The sequence below is a fragment of the Micromonospora sp. CNZ280 genome (assembly GCF_011759515.1).
This window is the reverse complement of sequence record NZ_JAAOYP010000001.1, coordinates 245,015-267,538: the sequence shown is the minus strand read 5'-3', so window position 1 is coordinate 267,538 and position 22,524 is coordinate 245,015. Positions and strand designations below refer to the sequence as shown.

Annotated in this window: 19 protein-coding genes; 12 read left to right on the top strand and 7 right to left on the bottom strand. The window is 73.4% G+C overall.

The genetic code is table 11. The features are described from left to right. Positions 1 to 62: 62 nt before the first annotated feature. The 3 genes from qcrA to FHX32_RS01190 all read left to right on the top strand — a co-directional run bounded on the left by qcrA (position 63) and on the right by FHX32_RS01190 (position 3,650). The gene (gene qcrA / locus FHX32_RS01200) at positions 63 to 1,151 is read left to right on the top strand and encodes a cytochrome bc1 complex Rieske iron-sulfur subunit (RefSeq protein ID WP_167178687.1); all 1,089 of its coding nucleotides are present in this window, start codon (positions 63 to 65) and stop codon (positions 1,149 to 1,151) included. Continuing rightward, a complete protein-coding gene (qcrB, locus tag FHX32_RS01195) occupies positions 1,148 to 2,776 on the top strand; it encodes a cytochrome bc1 complex cytochrome b subunit (RefSeq protein WP_167178685.1) in 1,629 nt (542 codons plus the stop codon). Before qcrA ends, qcrB begins: the two co-directional genes overlap by 4 nt. A 199-nt stretch (positions 2,777 to 2,975) precedes the next feature. Then, positions 2,976 to 3,650 (top strand): DUF4142 domain-containing protein, encoded by a 675-nt coding sequence (locus FHX32_RS01190; RefSeq protein WP_167178683.1) that lies wholly within the window; start codon positions 2,976 to 2,978, stop codon positions 3,648 to 3,650. A gap of 58 nt (positions 3,651 to 3,708) precedes the next feature. Here FHX32_RS01190 and FHX32_RS01185 read toward each other — a convergent pair whose 3' ends face one another. The 5 genes from FHX32_RS01185 to FHX32_RS01165 form a co-directional block, all read right to left on the bottom strand. Further along, a complete protein-coding gene (locus FHX32_RS01185) occupies positions 3,709 to 3,996 on the bottom strand; it encodes an Lrp/AsnC ligand binding domain-containing protein (protein ID WP_167178681.1) in 288 nt (95 codons plus the stop codon). Positions 3,997 to 4,108: 112 nt separating this feature from the next. Then, the gene (locus tag FHX32_RS01180) at positions 4,109 to 4,972 is read right to left on the bottom strand and encodes a sugar phosphate nucleotidyltransferase (protein WP_167178679.1); all 864 of its coding nucleotides are present in this window, start codon (positions 4,970 to 4,972) and stop codon (positions 4,109 to 4,111) included. Positions 4,973 to 5,036: 64 nt separating this feature from the next. Further along, positions 5,037 to 5,576: an NUDIX domain-containing protein gene (locus FHX32_RS01175; protein ID WP_167178676.1), complete on the bottom strand. Its 540-nt coding sequence runs from the start codon at positions 5,574 to 5,576 to the stop codon at positions 5,037 to 5,039. 53 nt (positions 5,577 to 5,629) lie between these two features. Next, positions 5,630 to 7,420 (bottom strand): RelA/SpoT family protein, encoded by a 1,791-nt coding sequence (locus FHX32_RS01170; protein WP_167182041.1) that lies wholly within the window; start codon positions 7,418 to 7,420, stop codon positions 5,630 to 5,632. 130 nt (positions 7,421 to 7,550) lie between these two features. Further along, the gene (locus FHX32_RS01165) at positions 7,551 to 9,305 is read right to left on the bottom strand and encodes a DEDD exonuclease domain-containing protein (protein ID WP_167178674.1); all 1,755 of its coding nucleotides are present in this window, start codon (positions 9,303 to 9,305) and stop codon (positions 7,551 to 7,553) included. Positions 9,306 to 9,431: 126 nt separating this feature from the next. On the opposite strand from FHX32_RS01165, the gene FHX32_RS01160 reads away from it, so the two are divergent. From FHX32_RS01160 to FHX32_RS01120, 9 genes are all read left to right on the top strand, one after another. Beyond that, positions 9,432 to 10,856, top strand: coding sequence for an NYN domain-containing protein (locus FHX32_RS01160; RefSeq protein ID WP_167178672.1), 1,425 nt, complete (start codon positions 9,432 to 9,434; stop codon positions 10,854 to 10,856). 145 nt (positions 10,857 to 11,001) lie between these two features. After that, a complete protein-coding gene (locus tag FHX32_RS01155; RefSeq protein ID WP_167178670.1) occupies positions 11,002 to 11,211 on the top strand; it encodes a hypothetical protein in 210 nt (69 codons plus the stop codon). A 130-nt stretch (positions 11,212 to 11,341) separates the two neighbouring features. Then, positions 11,342 to 11,875 (top strand): ribbon-helix-helix protein, CopG family, encoded by a 534-nt coding sequence (locus FHX32_RS01150; RefSeq protein WP_167178668.1) that lies wholly within the window; start codon positions 11,342 to 11,344, stop codon positions 11,873 to 11,875. Between the two features lie 77 nt (positions 11,876 to 11,952). Continuing rightward, entirely contained in the window at positions 11,953 to 12,792 is an 840-nt protein-coding gene (locus FHX32_RS01145) for a DUF4097 family beta strand repeat-containing protein (RefSeq protein WP_167178666.1), read from the top strand. Positions 12,793 to 12,821: 29 nt separating this feature from the next. Further along, the gene (locus tag FHX32_RS01140) at positions 12,822 to 13,781 is read left to right on the top strand and encodes an ATP-binding cassette domain-containing protein (protein WP_167178664.1); all 960 of its coding nucleotides are present in this window, start codon (positions 12,822 to 12,824) and stop codon (positions 13,779 to 13,781) included. Beyond that, positions 13,778 to 14,617 (top strand): ABC transporter permease, encoded by an 840-nt coding sequence (locus FHX32_RS01135; RefSeq protein WP_167178662.1) that lies wholly within the window; start codon positions 13,778 to 13,780, stop codon positions 14,615 to 14,617. Before FHX32_RS01140 ends, FHX32_RS01135 begins: the two co-directional genes overlap by 4 nt. Before the next feature lie 121 nt (positions 14,618 to 14,738). Further along, entirely contained in the window at positions 14,739 to 16,913 is a 2,175-nt protein-coding gene (locus tag FHX32_RS01130; RefSeq protein WP_167178660.1) for an MMPL family transporter, read from the top strand. A 278-nt stretch (positions 16,914 to 17,191) separates the two neighbouring features. Continuing rightward, on the top strand, positions 17,192 to 18,451 hold the full coding sequence (locus tag FHX32_RS01125; RefSeq protein WP_167178658.1) for a M48 family metallopeptidase: 1,260 nt from the start codon (positions 17,192 to 17,194) through the stop codon (positions 18,449 to 18,451). Continuing rightward, positions 18,448 to 19,572, top strand: coding sequence for a glycosyltransferase family 4 protein (locus tag FHX32_RS01120; RefSeq protein ID WP_167178656.1), 1,125 nt, complete (start codon positions 18,448 to 18,450; stop codon positions 19,570 to 19,572). The genes FHX32_RS01125 and FHX32_RS01120 overlap by 4 nt, the downstream gene beginning before the upstream one ends. Positions 19,573 to 19,792: 220 nt before the next feature. On the opposite strand, the gene FHX32_RS01115 is transcribed toward FHX32_RS01120, so the two are convergent. Both FHX32_RS01115 and FHX32_RS01110 read right to left on the bottom strand, forming a co-directional pair. Then, positions 19,793 to 21,571, bottom strand: coding sequence for a putative bifunctional diguanylate cyclase/phosphodiesterase (locus tag FHX32_RS01115; RefSeq protein ID WP_486480861.1), 1,779 nt, complete (start codon positions 21,569 to 21,571; stop codon positions 19,793 to 19,795). Further along, positions 21,549 to 22,358, bottom strand: coding sequence for an SAM-dependent methyltransferase (locus tag FHX32_RS01110; RefSeq protein ID WP_167178652.1), 810 nt, complete (start codon positions 22,356 to 22,358; stop codon positions 21,549 to 21,551). Before FHX32_RS01110 ends, FHX32_RS01115 begins: the two co-directional genes overlap by 23 nt. Positions 22,359 to 22,524: the final 166 nt, after the last annotated feature.

The window sequence follows — 22,524 nt, the reverse complement described above, 5'->3', positions numbered from 1 at the left end:
CGGATCGTTCGTTTCAGTGCTGTGGTGCCGCGGCTCGGCACCGCGCGTAGCGAGGTGACGGCATGAGCACGCACACCGAGCACCAGGCCCAGCAGGGCCGGGAACCGCTCGACGTGAACACCCCCGGGCTGACCCGCTTCGACATCGTGCGGGAGGGCGCCCGCCGGGACGACATCGAGATCGTCCACTACGAGCCCCAGGTCGTCCCGGGTAGCAAGGCCGAGCGCCGGCTGACCCGTACGGTCGCCTCGATGTTCCTGCTGACCGGTCTGGCCGCGACGGCGTTCCTGATCATCTACATCTGGTGGCCCTGGGAGTACGCGCCGGGCCGCGGCGGCGACAAGTGGTACACCCCGCTGCTCGGCGTCACCCTGGGGGTGGCCCTGCTCGGCATCGGCTTCGGCATCCTGACCTGGGGCAAGAAGCTGCTGCCCAAGGAGGTCTCGATCCAGGACCGGCACGAGGGCGCGGTCGCCGCGGAAGACCGCACCATCACCGGCCAGACGATGCTCTACATGGTCGACGAGCTGGGCGTGAAGCGCCGGCCGCTGCTCGGCATCTCGCTGCTGGCCGGTCTCGCGCCGGTCGGCGCGGTCGTCGCGGCGCCGCTGGTCGGCGGTCTGATCTCCGACCCGCACAAGAACAACCAGATGTTCACCACCGGGTTCGCCCCGGCCGAGGGCGGCCAGAAGGTCCGCCTGGTCCGCGAGGACGGCCGGCCGATCCGCCCGTCGGACATCAGCGCCGGCGGCCAGATCACGGTGTTCCCCGGCATCGACCACGGCGTGAGCAACCGGCACGCCGACTCGCCGACCCTGCTGATCCACCTGCGCGACTCGGACGCGCAGGAGTCGCGCCGGGCCAACGAGCGCGAGGGTCACGGCGACTACATGTGGGGCAACTACGCCGCGTTCTCCAAGATCTGCACGCACGCAGGTTGCCCGGCGAGCCTGTACGAGCAGCAGACCAACCGTCTGCTCTGCCCGTGCCACCAGTCGCAGTTCCTCATCACCGACAACGCCCGGCCCATCTTCGGTCCGGCCAGCCGGCGGCTGCCGCAGTTGCCGATCGAGGTGGACGCCGAGGGCTACTTCGTGGCGAAGTCCGACTACACCGAGACCGTCGGGCCCGACTTCTGGGAGCGGCCGTGAAGCGGCGAAAGTTTGACATGGCGGCGGTGCCGGGCAAGACCGCCGCGGGACTGGACGACCGGTTCCAGGCGGCCACCCCGCTGCGCCGGATGCTGAACAAGGTCTTCCCGGACCACTGGTCCTTCCTGCTCGGCGAGATCGCGCTCTTCTCGTTCATCGTCCTGCTGCTCACCGGGGTCTTCCTGACCTTCTTCTTCGAGCCGGCGATGACCGAGGTGGTCTACAACGGCAGCTACGCCCCGCTGCGGGGCACGCCGATGTCGGCCGCGTACGCCTCCAGCCTGGACATCTCGTTCGACGTCCGGGGCGGCCTGATCATGCGGCAGATGCACCACTGGTCGGCGCTGCTGTTCATGGCCGCGATCGTGGTGCACATGCTCCGGATCTTCTTCACCGGCGCGTTCCGCAAGCCGCGTGAGACGAACTGGATCATCGGCTCGCTGCTGTTCTGGGTCGGCTTCCTGGCCGGCTTCACCGGCTACTCGCTGCCGGACGACGGCCTCTCCGGCACCGGCCTGCGGATCGCCTCGGCGATCATGCTCTCCATTCCGGTGATCGGCTCCTGGCTCACCTCGTCGATCTTCGGCGGGGAGTTCCCCGGCACGATCATCATCAGCCGGTTCTTCATCGCCCACGTGCTGCTCATCCCGGCCCTGCTGGTCGCGCTGATCAGCGTCCACCTGGGCCTGGTCTTCAAGCAGAAGCACACCCAGTGGCCCGGCCCCGGCCGGACCAACGGCAACGTGGTCGGCGAGCGGTTCTTCCCGCGTTACGTGATCAAGCAGGGCGGCTTCTTCATGGTCGTCTTCGGCGTGATCGCGCTGATGGGTGGCCTGTTCCAGATCAACCCGATCTGGCTGTTCGGCCCGTACGAGGCGTGGGTGGTATCGGCGGCCAGCCAGCCCGACTGGTACGTGATGTTCCTCGACGGCTCGACCCGACTGATGCCGGCGTGGGAGATCAACATCCCGATCGGCGACGGGTACGTGATCCCGCCGCTGTTCTGGCCGACGGTCGTGCTACCGGGCATCCTGGTGGGCCTCTCCACGCTCTACCCGTTCCTGGAGGCCCGGCACCTCAAGGACTACCGGAGCCACAACCTGCTCCAGCGGCCCCGTGACGTGCCGGCCCGCACCGCGGTGGGCGCCATGGCGGTGGCCTTCTACGTCGTGCTGACCCTCTCCGGCGCCAACGACGTGATCGCTGACAAGTTCCAGATCAGCCTGAACGCGATGACCTGGGCGGGCCGGATCGGCCTGCTGGTGCTGCCGCCGCTGGCCTACTACGTCACCTACCGGCTCTGCCTCGGTCTGCAGCAGCACGACCGCGAGGTGCTCGCCCACGGTGTCGAGACCGGCATCATCCGGCGGCTGCCGGACGGCCGGTTCGTCGAGGTGCACCAGCCGCTCAGCGCGGCGGACGGCCACGACGGCCACGGCGAGCTGGAGTACGCCGGCTGGGTGGTGCCGAAGAAGATGAACCGGCTCGGCGCCCTCGGCCCGGCCATCCGGGGCTTCTTCTACCCGATCGAGAAGCCGGCCGAGGCGCCGGTCTCGCCGGGTCACCCGCCGGTCGAGGCCCGACCGGAGCGGGAGGAGATCGGCAGCGGCGAGCGCCGGAGCTGATCGCCTGAGACACCCCGACGTGGCGCCCCCCGGAGTCCTCCGGTGGGCGCCACGTCCGTTTCCGCCTCGCCTGCCGGGGGAGCGGTCCGACCGTGACCCCTTGAGCGGGTACGACGGCGCCGGTCCCGGCGGGCGGATCGCAGGATTAACCCCGGTCAGTCGGGTATCCGTGCGGTCCAACGTCTCAAGGGGGGGAAGCATGTTGGGTATCAAACGCCTCGGCCTGCTGGCCGCGCTGGTGCTGGTGGGGCTGGCACCCGCCGCGGCGGCTCAGGCGGCGGCGCAGCCGTCGACGCAGGACACCCAGTACCTGCAGGCGATCCACCAGGTCAACCTGTTCGAGATCACCACCGGTGACCTGGCCCAGCAGAAGGGCCAGAACCAGCAGGTGAAGGACCTGGGCGAGATGTTCAAGACGGACCACACCCAGTTGGACCAGACGGTGCAGCAGACCGCGTCCCAGCTCGGTGTGCAACTGCCCGCCGAGCCCACGACGGACCAGCAGGACGTCATCGACCAGCTGAACAACGCCAGCGGCGAGGAGTTCGACCGGCTCTGGGTGACCAGCCAGCTGACCGGCCACGTCCAGGCCATCCAGGCCACCCAGACGGAGATCTCGCAGGGCACCGAGCAGTCGGTGGTCCAGCTGGCGCAGACGGCGCTGCCGACGCTCCAGGCGCACTACGACGAGCTGGTGCAGCTGGCCGAGCAGCTGGGCATCCCGGTGCCGCAGGCCAGTGCCAGCGGCACGCCGAGCCCGGGCGGCACCACGCCGGCTCCGGGTGGCACCACCGAAACCCCGGCTCCGGGCGGCACCACCGAGTCGCCGGCCCCGGGCGGTACCACCGAGACGCCGGTTCCGAGCGAGAGCTGACGTCGGACGACGACCGGCCCATCCCCGCTGGGGGTGGGCCGGCCGCCGCGTGTCGGGTTCAGTCGGCGTTGGCCAGGCCGATCGCGAACGCCTCCTCCAGGTCGTGCTGCGAGTACGCCCGGAAGGCGATGTGCGACTCGGTGTTCAGCACGCCCGGCACCTTGGAGATGCGCCCGGCGATGACCTGCTCGATCTGGTCGAACTCGCGTACCCGGACCATGGCGATCAGGTCGACGTGGCCGGCCACCGAGTAGACCTCGCTGACGCCGGGCAGGTCGGCCAGGGCCTCGGCCACCTCGGGGATCGAGTCGGTGGCGCAGTCGATCAGCACGATCGCGGTGAGCACGGGACATTTCTCCGTTCGTCGACGTCGTCGCTCATGCTAGTGCGGTGGCTCGTGATCGGATGACGGTCCGCGGGTCTGCCGCCGATGATCCGACCTGCCCCCGATCAGATGATCACGGGCTCGGTGCTGCGGGGACGGTCAGCTGGGTGTCCGCGCGGATGGCGTTGTGCAGGTGTTCGCCGGCGGCGACCCGGGCGCCCGGCCAGACCACGACGCGGTCGACGTCGCCGAGCACGGTCGCGCCGGCGCCGATCACCGACCGGTGGCACCGGCCGGTCACGGTGGCCGTCGGGTCGACCAGGCTGCCGGTCCCGGCGGCGTGCAGGTTGGCCGCGAGGTAGTCCGCCGGGGTGCCGGTGTCGTAGAAGGTGCCGGCGTACGGCACCACGGTGAGCGCACCGGCCGCCTCCGCCGGCCGCCACACCGCCCGGACCAGGTCGCCGAACTCGGCCGGCAGGTCCCGCACCAGCCGCCACGGCAGCAGCGAGAACCCGGTGAACGCGTGGCCGTCGAACGTCCCGGGCGCCGCCGGGTCCGCCGCGGGCTGACCGAGCAGGCGTACGCTCTCGCCGTCCCAGCCGCGCAGCAGCGCGGCGATGTCCGGCCCCGGGGCGGCGGCCGGGTGATGCAGGTAGGCGTCGGCGTTGCCGACCAGCACCCCCCGCCCGGCGATCCAGTCCCGCAGGTTGCCGACGCCGCCGGCGGTGCCCAGCGGGTCGCCCGGCTCGACCGAGAGGTGGGCCCGGTCACCCACCCGCGCGACCACCTGCTCGCCGAGGTAGCAGGCGTTGACGGCGACCCGGTCCGGGCCGGTCAGGCCGAGCCCGGCCAGCCGGGCCAGCGCGCGGTCGAGCAGCGGCACGTTGCCCACCGGGCAGAGCGCCTTGGGTACCCGTTCGGTCAGCGGCCGCAGCCGGGTGCCCTCGCCGGCGGCGAGCACCACCGCGCAGACCTCGGGCCCGACCGGGTCGCTCACACCGACGTCCCGCGCCGTTCCGCGCGGTCGCCGGCCGCCGCGGCGCGCCCGGTGGTGCGCCCGCTCACGGCGTGTCCGGTACCGGCGGCGGGAACTGCCCGGCCAGTGGGCCGATGCCGTAGTAGGCGAGCAGGCGCGCCGTCGGCCAGGTCAGCCGGGGCAGGTCGTCCAGCGGGTGCCAGGCCGCCTCGAAGACCTCCGCGCCGTCCACCGTCAGTTCGGTGGTCGACGCCGGAACCTCGGCGGTGAACACCACGTCCACCCAGCCCTTGGCGTGCACCACCGCGTTCGGCACGGCCGGCTGGAGCTGCCGGGGCGAGAGCCGGATCCCGGACTCCTCGAACAGTTCCCGGGCCGCGCCGACCACCGGCGCCTCGCCGCGCTGGAGCAGCCCGGCCGGGAGCGTCCAGCCCTTGCCGGGCGGCTGGCGCAGCAGCAGCAGCCGGCCCGCCCCCTCGGCCTCGGCGTCGCGGACCAGGGTCACCGCGCCGACGATGTACTTCGGCACGGCCAGTCGGACCAGGCGGCGGCGCAGCGGTAGCGGCAGCCGGTAGAAGACCTGGTAGGCGACGGCCCGTCCGGTGGCGCGCGAGCGGGGGATCATGAGTTAAGGCTAGTGGCCACGCGGGCGGCTCGCGCTCCCCGGGCCCCGCCCGGTCACTGCCGGTGGTCCACCAGGTCGATGAGCTGCCGCACCACGGCGTCCGGCTCGATCACCCGGTCGAAGACCGCGACCAGCATGGTCTCCAGGTCGGGGTAGCCGAGTTCCTCGGAGAGCCGCAGCAGCGGCAGGTCGCTGGCCAGGCCCCGGTTGTGCTGGCGCAGCGCGAGCCCGATGGTGGCCCGGCCGAGGCGGACCTTGTCGCTGATCGAGATGCCCGGCTCGGTGTGCTCGGCGAACCACCGGTTGATCTGCATCTGCGCGTGCGGCGACTTCACGAACCCGAGCCACTCCCGGCGGGGGCCGGGCGGTGCGGCGTCGGTGCCGGCCCCGCCCTCCGCGTCGGTCTCGGTGAAGATCTCCACCACGTCCCCCTCGGCCAGTTGGGAGGAGAGCGGGGCCAACCGGCCGTTGATCCGCGCCGCCAGGCAGTGGTCGCCGCGCTCGGTGCCCAGCTCGTAGGCCAGGTCGACCGGGGTGGCGCCGGCCGGCAGCACGATCTGCCGACCCTCGGCGACCACCTGGATCTGCGTCTCGGCCAGGTCGCAGCGCAGCGACTGGAGGAACTGGGCCGGGTCGGCGGCGTCCTGTTCCCAGTCCAGCACGCGGCGCAGCCAGTCGAGCTGTTCGGCCCTGGCCGCCGCCGCGCTACCGGAGCGGGGGAAGCGGAAGTCGGCGGCTATGCCGTACTCGGCCTTGCGGTGCATCTCCTCGGTGCGGATCAGCACCTCCACTGTGCGGTTCTCCGGGCCGCAGACGCTGGTGTGCAGCGAGCGGTAGAGGTTGTTCTTCGGCGAGGCGATGAAGTCCTTGAACCGGCCCGGCACGGGTCGCCAGACGCCGTGGATGGCGCCCAGCGCGGCGTAACAGTCGGTGGCCGGGCCGTCCACCACCACCGCGATCCGGGGCAGGTCGTACGGGGTTTCGTGGCCGCCGGCCACGGTGTCCTTCCAGATCGAGTAGAGGTGCCGGGGGCGCGGGGTCACCTCGGCGTCGACCCGGTTGCGGCGCAGTGCCACCCGGGCGCGGGCGACCACCTGTTCGAGGTAGGCGTCCCACCCGGGGCGCTCCCGTACGTGCCGGGAGATCCGGTCGTGTTCCTCCGGCTTGAGGTGCAGCAGCACCACGTCGTCCAGCTCACGTTTCAAGGTCTGGATGCCGAGCCGGTCGCAGAGCGGGACGAGCACCTCCTGGGTGGCCCGGGCGATCCGCTCCCGGGAGGCGGCCGAGCGTACGCCGAGGGTGCGCATGTTGTGCAGCCGGTCGGCCAGCTTGATGATCAGCACCCGGACATCCTTGCCGGCTGCGATGATCATCTTGCGGATCGTCTCGGCCTCGGCGGCCTTGCCGTAGAACGCCTTGTCGAACTTGGTCACCCCGTCGACGAGGTGGGCCACCTCCCGGCCGAAGTCCTCGGCGAGCGCCTGGAGGGTGTAGCGGGTGTCCTCCACGGTGTCGTGCAGCAGGGCCGCGACCAGGGTGATGGTGTCCATGCCGAGCTCGGCGCAGATCTGCGCGACGGCGAGCGGGTGGGTGATGTAGGGCTCGCCGCTCTTGCGGAACTGCCCCCGGTGCATGTTCTCGGCGATGGTGTAGGCCCGGCGCAGCACCGCGGGGTCGGTGCCGGCGTGGATGGCCCGGTGGGCGCGGACCAGGCGGGCGACCGGGTCGGACTCGGTGGTGGGCCAGGTCAGCAGCGACCGCAGTCGCCGGGCCAGGGGCAGTTCGCCCGGCTGGGTCGGAAGCGCGCCCCCCAGGGCGGCGCCGTGTCCGGCGTCGACGTCCACGAGGGACACCTCCTCACCCCGGCTCCACGGCCACCGAGGCTCCGGTAACCAGGAGCAGGCCCACGAAACGGGCAGGACTGCACTTCTCTAACAGCCTAAGTGAGTCGACGTAGTCCGATCGGACACTTGCTCATGAGCGTTCGGTTGAGAGTTGGTGCGATGCGGCGCTTTCGGCCTTGCTCAGCAGGTCGCGGAAGCGTGCCGCGCCAGCCACCGGGGACGCCCATCCGGCGGACATCTCGACCAGCCGGGTCTCCGGACGCTCCAACCAGGACAGGATCCGTTCGGTCTCCTCCGCCGAGGCGTTCGGGACCGGGCCGTGCCCCGGCGGCACCGTCTCGGCGGTGGCCCGGATCGCGGCCAGCGTCGGTCGTGGATGGACGCCGGGCGGGGAGACCCCGGCGCCGGCCAGCCGCCCGTGCCGGACCAGGGCCAGCTCCCAGCCGCCCCGGGCGGCCGGCCGGGCGGCGGCCAGCTCGGCGATCCGGGTCAGCGCGACCAGGCGCTGCATGCGCACGGTCGCCCGCAGCACCGCGGCGAGCCGGGCGCGTACCACGGCGGCCTCCTCGTAGCGCTGGGCGCGGGCGAGCACCTCGATGCGGGCCAGCAGCGCGTCGACCACCGGCTGCGGGTCGCTGGCGGCCGCGGTGCGGAACGGCGCCGCCGCGCGGGCGTCGTACTCCTCGGGGGTGATCCGGTGCTCGCAGGGCGCCGGGCAGCGACCCAGCTCGGCCAGCGCGCAGGCCGGCGTGACCGTGCGCAGCGACAGCCGGTGGGTGCACTGGCGCAGCGGCACCGCGTCGTGGAAGCCGGCGGCGGCCAGCTCCGCGGACCGGCGCGAGTTGAACGGGCCGAGGTAGGCGTCGTCGGTGGGGGAGATGCCGCGCACCACGGACAGCCGGGGGTACGGCCCGTCGGTCAGCTTGAGCCAGACCGCGCGCTCCGGGAACTTCGACCGCCGGTTGTACGGCGGCGCGTGCGCGCCGATCAGCCGCAGCTCGCGGACCTCGGCCTCCAGCGAGTGGGCGCACTCGACCGCCTCCACCCGAACGGCTGCGGCGAGCATCTCGGAGATGCGGGCCCGCTTCTCGGCGGCGGTGAAGTAGCTGCGCACCCGGGTGGCGATGTCGCCGGAGGTGCCGACGTAGAGCGGCCGGTCGTCGGCGGCCCGGAAGATGTAGACGCCGGGCGCCTTGGGCAGCCCCTCGGCGAGGTGCCGCTTGCGCCGCTGGGTCGGGGTGACCGCCCGGGCGAACTCGAGGGCGTCGCCGATGGTTTCGACCCGGTGCCCGCCGAGCCGGGCGATCAGCCCGTGCAGCACGTCGACGGTGGCCTTGGCGTCGTCGAGCGCCCGGTGCGTCGGCCGGGTGGCGGTGCGGAAGTAGGCGGCGAGGGTGCCGAGCTTGCGGTTGGGCACCTCGTCGCGGGTCAGCACCCGGCGGGCCAGCGCGGCGGTGTCCAGCACCCGCGGGTTGGGCCAGCGGTAGCCGTGCTTGGCGCAGGCGGCCTTGAGGAACCCGACGTCGTAGGGGGCGTTGTGGGCGACCAGCACAGCGTCGGAGATGAACTCCAGGAGGCTCGGCAGCACCTGCTCGATCGGCGGCGCCGGCAGCAGCATCGCCTGGGTGATGCCGGTCAGCACGGTGATGAACGGCGGGATCGGCTCGCCCGGGTTGACCAGGGTGGCCAGCTCGCCCAGCTGCTCGCCGCCGCGTACCTTGACCGCGCCGATCTCGGTGATCCCGCCGCCGTCCGGCGCGCCGCCGGTGGTCTCCAGGTCGACCACCACGAACGTCGTCGCGTACAGCGGCAACGCCGGATCGACCGTGCCGGCGGCCGGGTCGAGCCCGGCCAGCGCCTCCTGGACGTACTCCTGCTGTGCCATCGGCGGCACGGTAGCGTCCCGGTCCGACACTCCCGACCCGGCAGCCCCACGGGTCACCCGGGGTTAGGATGAGAGATCGGCTCACTCACCGGGCGGTGGGCCCGGTCGCGGTGGGAGACTTGCCACATGCCCCTCACCGAGCCGTACGACGACAACCTCCACCAGGAGGACCCTGTCGTCGCTGCGTACGCCGCCGGTGAGGGCCCCGACGAGGGTGACCCGGCGGAGCCCGGGGTGGTGCCCGAGCCGGAGCCGACCCTGCCCGAGCCGGTCCGCCAGCGGATCGTCGCGCTCACCGCCGCGGTGCTGCCCGGCCTGCCCGGCGACGAGGTGCCGGTGCCGTTGCGCCGGGTGGCCAAGTTCGCGCCCAACCGGCGGGCCCGCCTGGGCGCCCCGGCGATCGCCGCGCAGCTCGCCGCCGATCCGCTGTTCCGGCAGCGGGTCACCGCCCGGGTCCTCGCCGACGCCGGCGACCTGGGCGCGGCGGTGGTCGAGGGGACCGCCCCGGCGGCGGCCGACCCGGTCGAGGTGGCCGCGTTGGCCTACCTGGCCCGCCCCCGCGGCTGGCGGGACCTGATCGAGGCCAGCGGCGCGGCGGTCCGCGCCGAGGCGGACAGCGCGGTCGTCGCCGAGCTGGTCCGCGAGGCCGAGCAGCGGGCCACCCGGGCCGAGCACGACCGGGCGGTGGCCCGGGTCGAGGCGGAGAAGCTCCGCGACGAACTGGCCCGGGTCCGCGAGGAGCTCGGCCAGCTCCGCGAGGAGAACCGGCAGCTGAGCCGGTCGCTGCGGGAGACCCAGGCCCGCGAACGCAAGGCCGGCGAGATGCTGGCCACCGAGCGTGGCCGGGCGGCCCGGGCGGCGGCCGACGCGGACGCCGAGCTGCGCCGGGCGCGGGCCCGGCTGGCCGAGGCGGAGGCGGCGGCCGGGGTGGCCCGGGCCAGCGCCAAGGAGGCCCGCTCGGTCGACGACGCCCGGCTGTGGCTGCTGCTGGAGACGATCGGCCAGGCGGCCGTCGGGCTGCGCCGGGAGCTGGCCCTCGACCCGGTCGACAAGCTCCCCGCCGACTTCGTCGCCGACTCCTTCGCCGAGCAGCCGGCCGGCCCGGCGGCCGGCACCGCCACCCGGGCCCGGGACACCGACGACCCGGCCCGGCTGGACCAGCTGCTCGCCCTGCCCCGGGCGCACCTGGTGGTGGACGGCTACAACGTGACCAAGCGGGGCTTCGGCGAGATGTCGCTGGAGCAGCAGCGCAAGCGGCTGATCAGCGGGCTGGGCGGGATCGCCGCGCAGACCGGCGACGAGGTCACCGTGGTCTTCGACGGTGCGGAACGGGTGCACGGGCTGCCGCCGGCGCCGCGCGGCGTGCGGGTGCTCTTCTCCCGCAAGGGGGAGACCGCCGACGAGCTGATCCGCCGCCTGGTCCGCGCCGAGCCGTCGGGCCGGCCGGTGGTGGTGGTCTCCTCCGACCGTGAGGTGGCCGACGGGGTACGCCGGCACGGCGCGTACCCGCTCGGCGCCGACTCGCTGCTGCGGCGGCTCGCCCGGTCCTGATCGGGGCGCTTGATCGCATTCTGGCCGTCCGCGACCTCGTTGTCCGATTCTGTCGTACCCCGCGCCTAGTGTCGTGGTGACCGACGGTGCTCGGGTGGCGACGGCGACGCCGCGCCCGGTCGCCGCAAGCGCACCAGGAGGCGGAATGCTCATCGACTGCGCGGGGTGCGGGATCCGGGGGAGCGGCTGCTCCGACTGCCTGGTCACCGCCCTGCTCGACGATTCGTCCCCGGCCGCCGGGCTGGGCGGCGCCGAGGCCCGGGCGGTCGAGGTGTTCGCCCGCGCCGGGTTCGAGGTGGAGGTGCTGGCGGCGCCCCGAGCCAGCCGGCCGGCCCGGCGTCGCCGGGTGGCGTGACCCGCACCGGGCTGCAATCCCCACGCTGACCTGCGTTCGCTCACCCGGATGTGCCAAATAGTGCCATGTATGGCGTCACTCGCGTGCCATTCGCCTTGCCATGGTGCCATTCACGTGCCAAAATGGCACCATGGACCTGACCCCGTATGTGAGCAACCTCGGACGCGAGTTCGCCACCCTCGCCGAAGCCGGCGGTGAGGAGGCGCGGGCGCTGGTCGAACGCCTGACCGGGTCGCTCGAGTCGGCGATCCGGATGACGCTGCTGGACGCCCTGTCGGCCGCCGCCGACGAGATCACCCGGGACCTGGCTCCGGGTTCGGTGGAGCTGCGCCTGCGGGGACGCGATCCGAACTTTGTCGTGACGTCGCCACCCGCCGAGCCGCTCGGGCCCGCGGCCGGGGACGCCGCGCCGACGGTCGGCGGCGCGCCGGAGAGCGATCTGCTGATGGCCGAGGACGGCCCCGCCGCCCGGATCAACGTACGCATGCCCGAGCAGCTCAAGGCCGCGGTCGAGGAGGCCGCGGCCAAGGAGGGGCGCTCGGTCAACGCCTGGCTGGTCCGGGCGGCCGCCGCCGCTGTACAGCGCTCGGATCGCGACCAGCGTCCCGAGCCGCCCGGCGCCGGGAAACGGACCCCCCAGCGCTTCACCGGCTGGGTGCGCTGAGCGCACCCCACGCCTGTCCGCACGCCACGTCCCCGACCTGCGGGGACGACTCATCCACCCATGACGCGGAGACAACCATGCCCAATTTCGAGACGCCCCAGCCGATCTCCGTCACGCTCGAACTCGGCGTCGCCGACGTGCGGATCGCCGCGAGCGACCGGACCGACACCGTCGTCGACGTCCGCCCGAGCGACCAGGCCGACGACTCCGACGTGAAAGCCGCCCAGCAGGTCCAGGTCGACTACGCCAACGGCGTGCTCCGGGTCACCGGCCCCAAGCGCGTCTTCGACTTCTCCAAGAAGACCAGGTCGGTCGACGTGACCATCGAGCTGCCCAGCGGTTCCCAGCTCTCCGCGCACCTGCTGATGGGCGACATCCGCTGTGCCGGTCGACTCGGGGAGTGCCGGCTCAAGACGACCGGCAACATCTGGCTCGAACGAACCGGCCCGCTGCGCCTGCACACGGGGTTCGGTCACATCAACGCCGACGGCATCACCGGCGACGCCGAGATCTCCACCGGCTCCGGCAGGATCCAGATCGGCGAGATCGACGGCGCCGCTGAGGTCAAGAACTCCAACGGCGACACCGCGATCGACACGGTCACCGGCGACGTGCGGGTGCGCAACGCCAACGGCGCCATCGCCATCGAGCGGGCCGGCGCCGGCGCCGACGTGAAGACGTCCAACGGCGGCATCCGGCTCGGCGAGGTGGTCCGCGGTTCGGTGGTGCTCGGCACCGCCGCGGGCGACCTGGACATCGGCATCGCCGAGGGCACCGCCGCCTGGCTCGAGGTGAACACCGGATTCGGGCGCGTCCACAACCAACTGGAGAACACCGCCGGGCCCGGCAAGTCCGACCGGACCGTCGAAGTGCGCGGCCGCACCTCCTACGGCGACATCACCATCCACCGCTCCTGATCCACGTCCGGACCTGGCGAGAGGGAACCATGACCAGCACCCAGTACCGGCCGGCGATCGCCGCGACCGGGCTACGGAAGTCGTTCGGCGACCACGTCGTCCTCGACGGCCTCGATCTGACCGTGCCACGGGGGACGGTCTTCTCGCTGCTCGGCGCGAACGGCGCCGGGAAGACCACCACCGTCAAGATTCTGTCCACTCTGCTCAGCGCCGATGCCGGTGACGTCCAGGTCGCCGGGCACGACCTCGCCCGCGAACCGGACGCGGTGCGCGCCGCGATCGGTGTCACCGGCCAGTTCTCCGCGGTGGACAACCTGCTCACCGGCGAGGAGAACCTGCGGCTGATGGCGGATCTGCACCACCTCGGCCGGGGCGAAGGCCGGCGGCGCGTCGCCCGGCTGCTCGAGCAGTTCGACCTGGCCGAGGCGGGTGGGAAGCCGGCGGTCACCTACTCCGGCGGCATGCGGCGACGGCTCGACCTGGCGATGACCCTGGTCGGCAGCCCGCAGGTGATCTTCCTCGACGAGCCGACCACCGGACTGGACCCGCGCAGCCGCCGGGACATGTGGCAGATCGTCCGGGACCTGGTGGCCGGCGGCGTCACCATCTTCCTGACCACCCAGTACCTGGAGGAGGCCGACGAGCTGGCCGACCGGATCGCGGTCCTCGACCGCGGCCGGGTGGTCGCCGAGGGCACCGCGGAGGAACTGAAGCGGCGCATCCCCGGCGGGCACGTACGCCTGCGGTTCGCCGACCCGCAGGGCCTCGACGCGGCCCTGCGCGTGCTGGGCGACGCCTCGCGCGACACCGACGCGCTCGCCCTGCGGGTGCCCAGCGACGGCAGCCTGCGCTCGCTGAAGACCCTGATCGGCCGGCTCGACGACCAGGCCGTCGAGGTCGACGAGCTCTCCGTGCACACCCCCGATCTCGACGACGTCTTCCTCGCCCTCACCGGCAACTCCACCACCGAGAAGGTGACCACGCGATGAGCACCCACACCCTGACCGGTCCGCCGCCGGCGGACCTCCGTTTCCATCCGCTACGCGACTCGGCCACGATGCTGCGCCGCAACGTCAAGCGCATGCTGCGGTACCCGTCGATGACCCTGATGCTCGTCGGGATGCCCGTGGTCTTCCTGCTGCTCTTCGTCTACGTGCTCGGCGGCACGCTGGGCGCCGGCCTCGGCGGGGCGGCACAGGTCGGCGCGGCCGACGGGCGTGCCGCGTACGCCAACTACGTGGCGCCCGCGATCATCCTGATGACCGTGGCGTCCACGGTCCAGGGCACCGCGATCTCGATCGCCATGGACCTGACCGAGGGCATCATCACCCGGTTCCGCACCATGCACATCGCCCGTGTATCGGTGCTGACCGGACACGTCCTGGGCAGCGTGATCCAGGCGATGGTCAGCCTGGCGGTCGTGATCGGCGTGGCGCTGCTGGTCGGCTTCCGGCCCACCGCCGGGTTGGGCGGGTGGCTGGCCACGGCCGGTTTCCTGCTGGCGGTGACCTTCGCGCTCGTCTGGTTGGCCGTCGCGCTCGGCCAGGTCAGCAAGAGCGTCGAGACCGCCAGCAACCTGCCCATGCCGCTCGTCCTGCTGCCCTTCCTCGGCAGCGGGTTCGTGCCCACCGACTCCATGCCGGCCGGTCTGCGCTGGTTCGCCGAGTACCAGCCGTTCACGCCGATCATCGAAACCCTGCGCGGCCTGCTGACGGAGAAGCCGATCGGCAACAACGCGTGGATCGCGCTCGCCTGGTGCGCCGTCATCGCGCTGGGCGGATACCTCTGGTCGAAACGGCTGTTCAACCGCGAGTCCTCGAACTGAACGGAATCCGTGATGTCGTCCGAATCGACGACCACCCGCGAGCTGCCCTCGGCCCGTCCGGCGGGCTGCCCGAACCACCCGTACGGCAAGCTGCGCGCTCGCGCGAACTCAAGGGGGAACGATGTTTGAACGGTTGGGACGCTTCGTCGTCCACAACCCGTGGAAGGTGATCCTGAGCTGGTTGGTGGCCACGGTGGCGATCGTGGCGATCGCTCCCGGGCTCAGCGACGTGACCAGCCAGGACCAGGCCGACTTCCTGCCGAGTGACTACGAGTCGGTCCAGGCCATGGAGGTGGCGCAGCGATCCTTCCCCACCTCCACCGACGCGACCGCGACGATCGTCGTCAAGCGCCTCGACGGGCAACCGCTGGCCGACGCCGACCTCGCCACGGTGGGCACGTTGGCCGGGGCGGTCGGCACGGTCGACGCGGAGCACGTGGCCGGCGCCGTCGGGCCGCCCACCCCCTCGCCGAACCGGACGGTCGCCCTGGTGACCGTCGGCCTGAAGGGCGCCCCCGACGATCCGGAACTGCTCGACGCCATCCCCGAGATCCGCGAGGCGGCGAAGTCCACGCTGGACGGGACCGGCCTCGGCTACGCGGTCACCGGCGATATCGCCATGTACGCCGACAACGCCGACGCCTTCGACACCGCACTGGTCGTGGTCGGCCTGGCCACCATCGGCCTGATCATCGTGCTGCTGCTGGTCATCTACCGCAGCCCGCTGGCCGCGCTGCTGCCGATCGTGACGGTCGGCGTCGTCAGCGCGATCGCCCCTGGCCTGATCTCGTGGGTGGCTCAGGCGGCCGACCTGCGGGTCGACCAGTCCCTGGAGATCATCCTCACCATCGTCCTGTACGGCGTGGGCACCGACTACATCCTGTTCCTGCTGTTCCGGTACCGGGAACGGCTGCGTGCCGGCGACGACGCCAAGCAGGCGCTGGTGGCGGCGGTGGCCCGGGTGGGCGAGGTGATCGCCTCGGCCGCGGCGGCGATCGTCATCGCGTTCAGCGCCCTGCTGCTGGCGGTGTTCGGCGCGTTCACCAGCCTCGGCCCGGCGCTGGCCATCGCGGTCGTGGTCATGGCGTTCGCCGCGCTGACCCTGGTCCCGGCGGTGGTGTCCCTGCTCGGCACGAAGATCTTCTGGCCGTCGAAGTCGTGGCAGCGCACCCCGCGCGGCACGGCGTTCCAGCGGCTGGGCCGGTTCACCGGGCGGCGACCGGCCGTGGTGGCGCTGGTGTCCGGCGGGCTGATGCTGGCGCTGGCGGCCGGCGTGCTCGGGATGAAGTGGGACTACGACCAGACCGGCCAACTGCCGTCCGACACCGAGTCGGCGCGCGGTCTCGAGGATCTCCAGTCCGGCTTCCCGGTGGGCGCGCTCAACCCGACGACCGTCTATCTGCGCTCCGACGACGGCCAGCGGCTCGACCCGGCCGCGCTCGACGCGTACGCCGCATCGCTGAAGGACGCGCCCGGCATCGGCGGCATCATGCCGGCGGGCCAGGACGGCAGCCTGGCCGGGTTCAGCCAGGACGGCACCGTCGCGCGGATCAACCTGCTGCTGGACCGCAGCCCGTACGCGCCGGAGTCGCTGGACCTGGCCGGCGGCGAGCTGCGGGACGTGGTGCACGCGCGGGCCCCGGACGGCACCACCGCCTACGTGGGCGGGATCAGTTCCCTGTTCGCCGACGTCCGCGACGCCAACACCCGGGACCTGAAGGTGATCTTCCCGGTCGCCGGCCTGCTCATCGCGATCATCCTGGCCCTGCTGCTGCGCAGCCTGGTCGCCCCGATCTACCTGATGGCGGCCGTGTTCCTCGGCTTCCTCAGCACGTTGGGCGCCACGGTCTTCGCGTTCCAGGGGGTCGGGGACCGGCCGGGCCTGTCGTTCATGCTGCCGACGATCCTGTACCTGTTCGTGGTGGCGATCGGCACCGACTACAACATCCTCATGATCGCCCGGCTCCGCGAGGAGGCACGGCTGGGCAACGACCCGCGCACGGCCGCGGACCTGGCGGTCGAGCACGGCGGCCCGTCCGTCGGCGCGGCGGGTCTGATCCTCGCCGGCACCTTCGCCTCGATGATGCTGGCCGGGGTGGCGTTCCTCACCGAGATGGGCTTCGCGGTGGCGATCGGCATCTCGATCTCCGCCTTCGTCATGGCGATGCTGCTCGTACCGGCGATCACCGCGCTGCTGGGCCACCGCGCCTGGTGGCCCGGGCACGGCGACGCCGCCCGCAACGGCGCCGCGCCGCCCAGCGCCGAGCGCGGTCCCGTCCTGACGGAGACCCGGTAGGCCACCGACCGGACCCGGTCCACGCCGCACGGCGCGGACCGGGTCCGGTCCAGGGTGTGGTGGGCGATCGTCCGCCGCTTCCGCGGCGACCGGGCGCGGAAGCGGCGGGCTTCGACCCGGGCAATAGGATGGGCGCTCACGGCGGGAGGGAGCGGCGGCATGACGCGGGTACGGCGCGGTGGCGACAGCCCCGCCGCGATCGGCGGTGTCCCGGGCCCCCGACGGTCGCCCGCGGTGCGACCGCACGACTGTCGCGACGTGGCGCCGGGAGGGCAGCGGTGACCCCGCGCGGTTGGGCGGTGCTGACCCTGGTCGGCCTGGCCGTCGCCCTGGTGGTGACCGCCGCGGTGCTGATTCCGTGGCACCGGCCGCCCGCGCCGCGCGCCGACCAGGTGGCCGCGCTGCGCGACCTCCCCGCCGACCAGGTGGCCCGGGCCCGGGAGTTCCGCTCGTCGCTGCGCCCCGGCGGCTGGGCGGCGCTGGCCGTCGGCCTGCTGGTGGCGCTGGCGCTCGGGCTGACCCCGCTGGGCAGCCGCCTGGTCGAGCTGGCCGGGCGCCCCTTCGGCGACCACTGGATCGCCCAGGCCATCCTCGGCGGGCTCGCCGTGGTGCTCGTCGCCGACCTGGTCACCCTGCCGTTCGCCGCCTGGCGGCACGCCGTGCTCACCCGCTACGGCCTGGCCACCAACGGCTGGGGCGGCTGGGCGGTCGACCTGCTCAAGTCGTACGCCGTCAGCGCGGTCATCGGAGCGGTGGCGCTGCTCGGCTTCTACGCCGTGATCCGGCTCGCCCCGCGCTGGTGGTGGGCGTTCGGCGCGGCCGGCGCGGCCACCCTGGTGGTGCTGCTCAGCTTCGTCCTGCCGGTGCTGGTCGAGCCGGTGTTCAACAAGTTCACCCCGATGGAGCAGGGCCCGCTGCGCACCGAGCTGATGACCATGGCGGCCCGCGACGGCGTCCCGGTACGCGACGTGCTGGTCGCCGACGCGTCCCGGCGCACCCGCGCGGTGAACGCGTACGTCTCGGGGCTCGGCCCGACCCGGCGGGTGGTGGTCTACGACACGCTGCTGCGCGAGGCCGGCCCGGACGAGGTGACCGCCGTGGTGGCGCACGAACTGGGGCACGCCAAGGACCGGGACGTGGCGGTCGGCACGCTGACCGGGGCGCTGGGCGCCGCCGCCGCGGTGGTCGCGCTCTACCTGATCGGCTCGTGGGGGCCGCTGCTGCGGCTGGCCGGGGTGGAATCGGTGGCCCAACCACGCGCGTTCCCGCTGCTGGTCGCGCTGGTCACGGTGGCCGGGCTGGTCTCCGCGCCGGTGCAGGCGCTGATGTCGCGGCGGGTCGAGGCGCGCGCCGACGCGCACGCGCTGGCGCTGACCGGCGACCCGGCGGCGTTCGAGGCCATGCAGCGGCGGCTCGCCGGGATCAACCTCTCCGACCCCGACCCGCCCCGGCTGGAGTACCTCTACTCCGCCACCCACCCGTCCACGGTCGAGCGGATCGCCGCCGCCCGCGCCCACGCCAGGGAGGCCGGCCGATGAGCCGGACGCTGCTGATCACGAACGACTTCCCGCCGCGCCCCGGCGGGATCCAGTCCTTCGTACACAACCTGGCGGTACGCCAGCCCGCCGGCTCGGTGGTGGTCTACGCGTCGAGCTGGCGGGACGCCGCGAAGTTCGACGCCGACCAGCCCTTCGAGGTGATCCGGGAACGCACCCGGGTGCTGCTGCCCACCCCGCTGGTGGCGCGCCGGGCCGCCCGGCTGGCCCGCGCATACGACTGCGACACTGTGTGGTTCGGCGCGGCGGCCCCGCTCGGGCTGCTCGCCGCGGGCCTGCGCCGCCGGGCCGGCATCCGGCGGGCGGTCGCGTTGACCCACGGCCACGAGGTCGGCTGGGCGGCGCTGCCCGGCGCCCGGGCCGCGCTGCGCCGGATCGGCCGGGGCGTCGACGTGACCACCTATCTCGGCGAGTACACCCGGGTGCGGCTGGCCCGGGCGCTGCACGGGCTGACCGAGCTGCGCCGGCTCGCGCCCGGGGTGGACGTCGACACCTACCACCCGTCCGTCGACGGCGAACCGGTCCGGCTCCGGCTCGGGCTGGCCGACCGGCCGGTGGTGGTCTGCGTGTCCCGGCTGGTGCCGCGCAAGGGTCAGGACATGCTGATCCGGGCCATGCCGGAGATCCGCCGCCGGGTGCCCGACGCGGCGCTGCTGGTGGTCGGCGGCGGCCCGTACCGGGCCACCCTGCAGAAGCTGGCCCGGCAGACCGGCGTGGAGCGGGACGTGGTCTTCACCGGGTCGGTGCCGACGGCCGAGCTGCCGGCGCACTACGCGGCCGGCGACGTCTACGCCATGCCGTGCCGCACCCGCAACCGGGGCTTGGACGTGGAGGGTCTCGGAATCGTCTACCTGGAGGCCTCCGCGACCGGCCTGCCGGTGGTCGCGGGCGACTCCGGCGGCGCTCCCGACGCGGTCCGGGAGGGGGAGACCGGCTACGTCGTTCGCGGGCGCGACGTCGCGCAGCTCGCCGACCGGGTGGCCCGGCTGCTCGCCGACCGCGATCTGGCCCGCCAGCTCGGCGCCGCCGGCCGGGCCTGGGTGGAGCGGGAGTGGCGCTGGGAGATCCAGGCGCAGCGGATGACCGCCCTGCTCGCCGGCTGACCGCTGCCCGGTCGGGGACCGGCCCGGGTGGCGTGCGTCCCGCCCGTCTCTCCCAGGGTGGCGTGTCTGCCAGCGGCGGTGTCGAGCTGCCCCACCCATGGGACCGGCCGGATGGCGCACGCGGTGCGCCCCTGCGCTGCCGCGCTGCCCCTGGATGGGACAGCTCGACAGGGGCGGGCTGGTGTCTGGCGGGGTCGGCTACCGGGCGGCGGGCCGGCGGTCAGCCGATCCGTTCCAGGATGCGCTCGGCGGGGGCGGGGCGACCGAAGTGCCAGCCCTGGCCGGCGTCGCAGTCGATCGCCCGCAGCCGCTCGGCCTGCCCGGCCGTCTCCACGCCCTCGGCGGTGACGGTCAGGTCCAAGGCGTGCGCAAGCGACACCAGCGAGGCGAGAATCCGCTCGTCGGTGCAACTGGCCGGCTCCATCGCCGGCGCGCGCAGCCCGGCCACGAACTGGCCGGCCACCTTCAGCTCGGTCACCGGCAGGTCGCGCAGGTACGCCAGGTTGCAGTACCCGGTGCCGAAGTCGTCGATGGCGATCCGTACCCCCAGGTCGGCCAGCACCCGCAGGGCCCGCACCGGCTCCTCGGCGGTGCTCATCATGGTGCTCTCGGTGATCTCCAGCTGGAGCCGCTCCGGCGGCAGGCCGGTGCTGCTCAGCAGGCCGCGTACCTCCTGCACCAGACCGGGCCGGTGCACCTGCCGCACCGCCAGGTTGACGCTGACGTACGGCGCCGGGCCGCCCGCCGCCGACCAGCTCTCCGCCTCCCGGCACGCCTCGGCCAGCACCCACCTGCCGAGCGGGACGATCAGCCCGGTCTCCTCGGCCAGCGAGATGAAGCTGTCCGGCCGGAGCACCCCCAGCTCGGGGTGCCGCCACCGCACGAGCGCCTCCACGCCGAGCAGGCGGCCGTCCCGCAACGACGTCAGCGGCTGGTAGTCCAGGTAGAACTCGCCGCGTTGCAGGGCCGCCGGGATTGCCGCGGAGAGCGCCTGCCGGGCCAGTTCCCGGCGGTCGCGGTCGGTGTCGTAGAGCGCCCAGCGCGCCCCGCCGGATGCTTTCGCCCAGTGCAGGGTGCTGTCGGCGGCGCGCATCAGGTCGCCGGGGGTGGCGTCGGCGACCGGGCACTCGACGATGCCGATGCTCGCCGAGACGGTCAGCTCGTGGCCGTCCACGATGGCCGGCCGGCGCACCGCGGCCAGCGCCGCCTCGGCCACCGCGACCACGTCGTCGGTGCCGGCGCAGCGCTCGACGAGCACCACGAACTCGTCGCCGCCGAGCCGCGCCAGCAGGTGCCCGTCGACCGCCTGGCGCAGCCGCTCGGCCACCGTGACCAGCAGGGCGTCGCCGACCTGGTGCCCGTGCGAGTCGTTGACCACCTTGAACCGGTCGAGGTCGAGGAAACACAGGCCGATCCGCTCCGCGCCGCGGCCCGGTGAGGCGATGGCGGCGGCCAGCCGCTCGGTGAACAGGGTGCGGTTGGGCAGCTCGGTCAGCGGGTCGTGGGTGGCCTGGTGGCGGAAGCGCGCCTCGCTGGCGCGCAGCGCGCGCTCCGCCTGAGCCCGGGCGGTCATCGCGGCCCGGCGGATCGACTCCTGCTCGTCCAGGGTGCGGTCGCGCAGCGCGCGGGCGTAGCCGGTGGCCACCGCGGCCAGCAGCCGGGCCATCCGGTCCTCGACGTCGTCGGCGACCAGACCGAGATCGCGGACCAACCGGAGCTGGACCACCTCGACGGTACGGCCCAGGCCCTCCGCGGAGGCGATGTGCGCGGCCACCAGCTCCGCGCCGACCCGGTGCCCGACCCGCAGATCGAACGGCTCGGCGCAGAGGGCGGTCGCCAGCTGCTCGGTGAGCCGTTGCAGCAGCGCCTCCAGCTGCTCCTGGGTCATCGGCAGGTAGCTGGTGCCGGAGACGGCCTTGGCCCAGGCCCGGGCGAAGGTCCCCGGCCGGGACCGGGCGCCGTTGGCCCCGGGCATCTCACCCACCGAGCCGTCCCACACCGCCGATGAAGGCGGCCCGCTCGGCGTCCTCGGCGCTCTCGGCCGAATCCGGGCGCCACTGCGGCACCCAGACCACCCCCGGCTCGACCAGCTGGAAACCGTCGAAGAGCGCGGTCAGCTCGGCCCGGCTGCGGATCCACAGCGGATTGTCGGTGTTGCGGTAGACCCGCTCCGCCTCGGCCCGCTCGTCGACCGCGCGGCCGTCCGCGCTGGCCTGGGAGAGCACCAGCCAGCTGCCGGGTGCCAGCGCGGAGCGGAGGGTACGCAGCAGCTCGGCGGGACGGTCGTCGTCGGAGACGAAGTGCAGCACCGCCACGATCAGTACGGCGACCGGCTCGTTGAGGTCGAGCAGCCCGCGTACCTCGGGGTGGGCGAGGATCCGTTCGGGGTGGCGCAGGTCCTCCTGCACCACGGCGGCCCGGTCGTTGCCGTCGAGGATCTCCCGGCTGTGCGCCACCGCCACCGGGTCGACGTCGACGTAGACCACCCGCGACTCGGGGGCGATCCGCTGGGCGATCTCGTGCACGTTGCCAACCGTCGGGATGCCCGAGCCGATGTCCAGGAACTGGCGGACGCCGGCCTCGGTGAGGAACTGCACCGCCCGGCGCAGGAACGCCCGGTTGGCCTGGGCCATCAACGGCGCCTCCGGCACGGCGGCGACCATCGCCTGGGCGGCCGCCCGGTCCACCGCGAAGTTGTGCGAGCCGCCGAGGTAGTAGTCGTACATGCGGGCCACGCTCGGGCGTTCGATGTCGATCGTCTCGGGTGCCCAGTCCGGCCGCTGCATGCCCTCACCCCTCGCGTCACCGTTGCGGGCGCCGTCGCCCGCGCGGGTATTCTGCCCGCCGCGCGCCCGGGAGACCATAGCGCGCCGCCCGGTACGTCACGCACGCCGGTCGATGCACGACGGTCCGCGACCGCCGACGGCGGTCGCGGACTGGTGCTGTCGTCCG

Coding starts and splice junctions, on each gene's coding strand:
- qcrA (WP_167178687.1), top strand. CDS start 63: ATGAGCACGCACACCGAGCACCAGGCCCAGCAGGGCCGGGAACCGCTC.
- FHX32_RS01190 (WP_167178683.1), top strand. CDS start 2,976: ATGTTGGGTATCAAACGCCTCGGCCTGCTGGCCGCGCTGGTGCTGGTG.
- FHX32_RS01175 (WP_167178676.1), bottom strand. CDS start 5,576: ATGATCCCCCGCTCGCGCGCCACCGGACGGGCCGTCGCCTACCAGGTC.
- FHX32_RS01165 (WP_167178674.1), bottom strand. CDS start 9,305: ATGGCACAGCAGGAGTACGTCCAGGAGGCGCTGGCCGGGCTCGACCCG.
- FHX32_RS01160 (WP_167178672.1), top strand. CDS start 9,432: ATGCCCCTCACCGAGCCGTACGACGACAACCTCCACCAGGAGGACCCT.
- FHX32_RS01155 (WP_167178670.1), top strand. CDS start 11,002: ATGCTCATCGACTGCGCGGGGTGCGGGATCCGGGGGAGCGGCTGCTCC.
- FHX32_RS01150 (WP_167178668.1), top strand. CDS start 11,342: ATGGACCTGACCCCGTATGTGAGCAACCTCGGACGCGAGTTCGCCACC.
- FHX32_RS01145 (WP_167178666.1), top strand. CDS start 11,953: ATGCCCAATTTCGAGACGCCCCAGCCGATCTCCGTCACGCTCGAACTC.
- FHX32_RS01140 (WP_167178664.1), top strand. CDS start 12,822: ATGACCAGCACCCAGTACCGGCCGGCGATCGCCGCGACCGGGCTACGG.
- FHX32_RS01135 (WP_167178662.1), top strand. CDS start 13,778: ATGAGCACCCACACCCTGACCGGTCCGCCGCCGGCGGACCTCCGTTTC.
- FHX32_RS01130 (WP_167178660.1), top strand. CDS start 14,739: ATGTTTGAACGGTTGGGACGCTTCGTCGTCCACAACCCGTGGAAGGTG.
- FHX32_RS01120 (WP_167178656.1), top strand. CDS start 18,448: ATGAGCCGGACGCTGCTGATCACGAACGACTTCCCGCCGCGCCCCGGC.
- FHX32_RS01110 (WP_167178652.1), bottom strand. CDS start 22,358: ATGCAGCGGCCGGACTGGGCACCCGAGACGATCGACATCGAACGCCCG.